Here is a 5088-nt window from a genome sequence, read left to right as displayed (position 1 = left end):
GACGATCGGCAGACGCAGCGCGCCGGGCGCCGCCTCCGGGACGACCGGCGACGCGGGCGGTACCGGGGTCAGGCGCTGGTAGGGCTCGCCCTGCGCGGGACGGGGGTCGGCCTCGCCCTTGTTGGGCCACAGCGACATGGCGCGTTCGGCCTGGGCGGTGATGCTCAGCGCCGGGTTGACGCCGAGGTTCGCGGAGATCGCGGAACCGTCGACGATATGCATGGTCGGGTAGTTCCAGACCCGGTGGTAAGGGTCCACCACGCCCGATTCCGGGGAGTCGGAGATCGCGCAGCCACCCAGGAAGTGCGCGGTCATCGGCATGTTGATGATGTCACCCCAGGTTCCACCGGCCACGCCGCCGATCTTCTCGGCGATCCGGCGGGTGGCCTCGTTGCCCTTGGGGATCCACGTCGGGTTGGGCTGGCCGTGGCCCTGTCTGCTGGAGACGTAGCGGAAAGGACCGAAGCGCTTCACGAAGGTCTGGAGCGAGTTGTCCAGGTTCTGCATGACGAGCACGATCACAGTCCGCTGGCTCCACCGGCGCTTGTTGACCAGCTTGAACAGTAGCGACGGTCGGCGACGCAGCTCGTTGGCGAGCGTGCGCCAGCGGGGGCCGTCGCCGTCACCGTCGGTCAGCAGGGTCTGGAGCACGGCGATGGCGTTGGAGCCCTTGCCGTACCGGACGGGTTCGACGTGGGTGTCGGAACCGGGATGGAACGACGACGTGATGGCCACGCCCTCGGAGAAGTCCCGTTCCGGCGTGTACCTGTCCCCCATCGCCCCGAGGATCGACTCCGAGTTGGTGCGGGTCAGCCTGCCCAACGCGTTCGACAGCCGTGGCAGTGCGCCCTCGTCCTTGGCGTAGTGCAACAGATGCTGGGTGCCCCACGTCCCGGCTGCCACCACCACGTGCGAGGCGGTCACCGTTGTGATGCGCTTGCCCCTCCGGGTCCAGGCGCCGGAGCGCTCGAGCGTCACCTCCCAGGTGCCGTCTCCGCGCTCGCGCAGTCCGCTGACCGTGGTCCGGTCCAGAACGCGGGCCCCGGCGCGCTCGGCCAGCCCGAGGTAGTTCTTGACCAGAGTGTTCTTGGCGCCGTGCCGGCAGCCCGTCATGCACTCGCCGCACTCGATGCAGGCCGTGCGGTCCGGGCCCACCCCACCGAAGAAGGGGTCCGGGACCGTCTCACCCGGCTTGCCCCGACCACCGGTCTTCTCGCCGAAGTAGACGCCGACCGGGGTGTACACGAAGGTGTCCTCCGCACCCATCTCCCTGGCGACCTCCTTGATGATCGTGTCGGAATGGGAATGCGTCGGGTTCGTGACCACACCGAGCATCCGGCGTCCCTGGTCGTAGAACGGGGAGAGTTCAGCGTCCCAGTCCGTGATGTGCGCCCACTGCGGGTCGTTGAAAAACGGGGCGTGCGGCTTGTAGAGGGTGTTGGCGTAGTTCAGGGAGCCGCCGCCCACGCCGGCACCCGCCATCACCATGACATCGCGCAGCAGGTGGACGCGCTGCACTCCGAACAGCCCCAGTTTCGGCGCCCAGACGTACTTGTTGAGACGCCACGACGTCTTGGGGAAGTCCGAGTCCTCGAAGCGACGACCCGCCTCGACCACCGTCACGCGGTAGCCCTTCTCGGTCAGACGCAGGGCCGTGACACTTCCGCCGAATCCGGACCCGATGACGAGGACGTCCGTGTCGGTACTGCCGGTGGGGGCGGTGGTGGTCGAGGGCGACGGCGCCGATGTCGTCATGGTGGATCTCCCTGGTGATCGAGGTGTGGGTCACAGTACCCGAGCACCACGAACCTACCCGACAGTAGTGCTCGATTTGTCCACCGCCTCAGGGACGAACGGACAGGTCCACCTTCTGGAACCCCTTCACGTCCGAGTAGCCGCACTTGGCCATGGCGCGGCGCAGGCCACCCATCAGGTTCCGCGTCCCGTCCGGGGCACTCGTGGGTCCCTCGAGCACCTCGGCCAGGGGGGACAGGGCCGTCTCGTCGTCGATCTCCGCGACATGCCCCCGGGGGACCTTGGGGTGGGCGGAGACGGCGTCCCAGTACACACCCCGCCCCGGGGACTCCAACGAGCCGGCCAAGAGCGGACCCAGGACTACGGCGTCAGCACCACAGGCCACCGCACGGGCGATGTCGCCTGAGGTGTAGATGTCACCGTCGGCCAGCACATGGACGTAGCGGCCACCCGTCTCGTCCAGGTAGTCGCGTCGCGCGGCCGCCGCGTCGGCGATCGCGGTGGCCATGTGCACCTCCATCCCGAGTACGGAGCCCGTCGTGGTGACCCCGTCGACGCCGCCGTAACCCACGATCACACCCGCCGCGCCTGTGCGCATGAGATGCAGGGCGGTCTTGTAGTCCACCACGCCGCCGGCGATCACCGGCACGTCGAGCCCGTGGATGAAGTCCTTCAGGTTCAGCGGTTCGTCCTCGCCGCTCACATGCTCGGCGGAGATGATCGTGCCCTGGACCACGAGCAGATCGATCCCGGCGCCGACCAGGCCGGGCGTGAGCTCGCGGGCGTGCTGCGGAGACACCCGGACCGCGACGGTCGCACCCTCGTCGCGGATCCGTCGCACCGCCGCCGCGAGCAGCTCCCGGTCGATCGGGGCGCGGTGCAGCTCCTGGAGTCGAGCCACCGCGCGGTGGCCGGTCACGTCCTCGAGGGCGATCTCGCGCAACTCGTCGATCGCCGCCTCAGGGTCCTCGTGCCGCGCCCACAGGCCCTCGCCGTTGAGCACCGCCAGGCCGCCCAGCCTCGAGAACTCCACCGCCGACTCGGGTGAGACCACCGCATCGGTCGGGTGGGTCATCACGGGCAGGTCCATCCGGTAGGCGTCGATCTGCCAGGACGTCGACACCTCCTTCGAACTGCGGGTGCGACGGGAGGGGACGATGTCCACCTCGCCGAGCCCGTACATCCGTCGGGCCTCGCGGCCCATTCCGATCTCCACGACGTTGCGCACGCGGCTTCAGTCCTTGACGTTGTAGTTGGGGGCCTCGACGGTCATCTGGATCGCGTGGGGGTGGCTCTCCTTGAGCCCCGCCGCCGTGATCTGGACGAACTGGGCGCGGTTCATGTCGGGAATGGTGGCCGATCCCGTGTACCCCATTCCCGCACGCAGCCCGCCGTTGAGCTGGTGCAGGACCTGCGCGACGTCGCCCCGGTACGGCACCCGTCCCTCGATGCCCTCGGGGACGAGCTTCTCCTCGGACAGCACGTCGTCCTGGAAGTAGCGGTCCTTGGAGAACGACTTCTCCTGTCCGGGCTTGCCCCGTCCGCGCATCGCGCCCACCGATCCCATCCCGCGGTAGACCTTGTACTGCTTACCGTCCACGAAGATCAGGTCGCCGGGGGACTCGGTGCAGCCCGCGAGCAGGGAGCCGAACATGCACGCCGACGCGCCGGCCGCGATCGCCTTGGCCACGTCGCCCGAGTACTGCATACCGCCGTCGGCGATCACGGGGACGCCTGCGGCATGGGCCGCCACGGAGGCCTCCAGGATCGCGGTGATCTGCGGCGCGCCCACCCCCGCCACGACACGGGTGGTGCAGATGGAACCGGGGCCGATGCCCACCTTGATGGCGTCCGCACCCGCGTCGATCATCGCCTGGGCGGCGCCCCGGGTGGCGAGGTTTCCGCCGATCACCTGGACCCGGTCGCCGAGCTCGCGCTTGACCCGGGCGACCATCTCGAGTGCATTGCGGTTGTGGGCGTGAGCGGTGTCGACGACGAGGACGTCCACGCCGGCCTCGGTCAGGGCGCCCGCGCGCTGCCAGGCGTCCTCGCCCGTCCCGATGGCCGCGGCCACCCGCAGTCGACCGTCCGAGTCCTTGGTGGCGTCAGGGTGCTTCTCGGTCTTGACGAAGTCCTTCACCGTGATGAGTCCGGTGAGACGACCGTCCCCGTCCACGATCGGCAGCTTCTCGATCTTGTGACGGCGCAGGAGCCCGAGCGCGGCCTCTGCCGTCACCCCCTCCCGCGCGACCACCAGCGGTGCGCGGGTCATGACCTCGTCCACCCGCCGCGACTTATCCACCTCGAACCGCATGTCACGGTTGGTGATGATGCCCACGAGCTCACCCCGCTCATCGGTCACCGGCAGGCCGGAGATCCGGTAGCGGGCGCACATCTCGTCGACCTCGGCGAGGGTGTTGGCGGGAGCACAGGTGACCGGGTCGGTGACCATGCCCGCCTCGGACCGCTTGACGGTGTCGACCTGGGCCGCCTGGTCGGCCACCGACAGATTGCGGTGCAGCACCCCGATCCCGCCCTGGCGGGCCATGGCGATGGCCATGCGTGCCTCGGTGACGGTGTCCATCGCGGACGACACCAGCGGCACCCGCAACGTGATGTCGCGGGTGAGTCGGGTGCTCGTGTCGACCTCGCTGGGGACCACCTCGGAAGCGGCCGGGAGCAGTAGCACGTCGTCGAAGGTCAGCCCCACCATGGCGACCTTGGTGGGATCGTCGCCGCCGGTGCGCACGGGGCCTCGCGACTCGCTCATCTGCCGTCCTCCTGGGGGTCGTCTCGGTCTGGAGTCCGAGGATAGTGCGTCCGGGGTCCCGGGCTCGAACCGTCGGCCCCGCCGGCTGGCGTCCACGGGTACGGTGAGGGGGTGAACGATCCCCTACGGCACGGCATGCCGCCCGACCCGTTCGCCGGCGATCCGGATGATCCGACGGCGGAACTGGCCGGGCTCGACCCCGCGGACGACGGCATCCCCTCGGGCCCGCTCGACGCGGAGGAGCGCCGCGCGATCGAGGAGGACCTGGCCGATCTCGCGGAGTTCCGCGAGCTCCTGGCACCCACCGGTGTCAAGGGCGTGGCCGTGCAGTGCGAGGACTGTGCGGAGGAACACTTCCACGAGTGGGACATGCTCCGCGCCAACCTCATGCAGCTCCTCGAGGACGGTTCGCTCCTGCCCCACGAGCCCGCGTTCGACCCGATCCCCGACGACTACGTGTCGTGGGACTACTGCCGCGGGTACGCCGACGCGGTGCGGGCGATCCGCCCGCGCCGGCTCCACTGGCGCCGCTGAGGGCCGGTTCGCGGCCCCGGCCTGGCGAG

Annotated in this window: 4 protein-coding genes; 1 reads left to right on the top strand and 3 read right to left on the bottom strand. The window is 69.7% G+C overall.

From position 1 onward, the window contains the following. The 3 genes from G6026_RS06295 to guaB form a co-directional block, all read right to left on the bottom strand. Nucleotides 1–1755 (bottom strand): GMC family oxidoreductase (locus G6026_RS06295; RefSeq protein WP_182612600.1); only part of this gene is annotated, 1755 nt, incomplete at its 3' end. An 88-nt stretch (nucleotides 1756–1843) separates the two neighbouring features. Continuing rightward, complete coding sequence (locus G6026_RS06290; RefSeq protein ID WP_182612598.1) at nucleotides 1844–2983, bottom strand: GuaB3 family IMP dehydrogenase-related protein; 1140 nt, start codon at nucleotides 2981–2983, stop codon at nucleotides 1844–1846. Nucleotides 2984–2989: 6 nt separating this feature from the next. Continuing rightward, nucleotides 2990–4525 carry an IMP dehydrogenase gene (guaB, locus tag G6026_RS06285; protein WP_017837214.1) on the bottom strand — a complete coding sequence of 512 codons (1536 nt, stop codon included), beginning with the start codon at nucleotides 4523–4525 and terminating at the stop codon, nucleotides 2990–2992. A gap of 135 nt (nucleotides 4526–4660) precedes the next feature. Here guaB and G6026_RS06280 point away from each other — a divergent pair, with 135 nt between their 5' ends. Then, nucleotides 4661–5059, top strand: coding sequence for a DUF5319 domain-containing protein (locus G6026_RS06280; RefSeq protein ID WP_107755870.1), 399 nt, complete (start codon nucleotides 4661–4663; stop codon nucleotides 5057–5059). Nucleotides 5060–5088: the final 29 nt, after the last annotated feature.

Origin of the sequence: Dietzia sp. DQ11-38-2 (assembly GCF_014145055.1) — a bacterium.
Lineage (GTDB): Bacteria > Actinomycetota > Actinomycetes > Mycobacteriales > Mycobacteriaceae > Dietzia.
The sequence above is the reverse complement of the archived record's forward strand: the minus strand, read 5'-3'. Positions and strand labels throughout refer to the sequence as shown.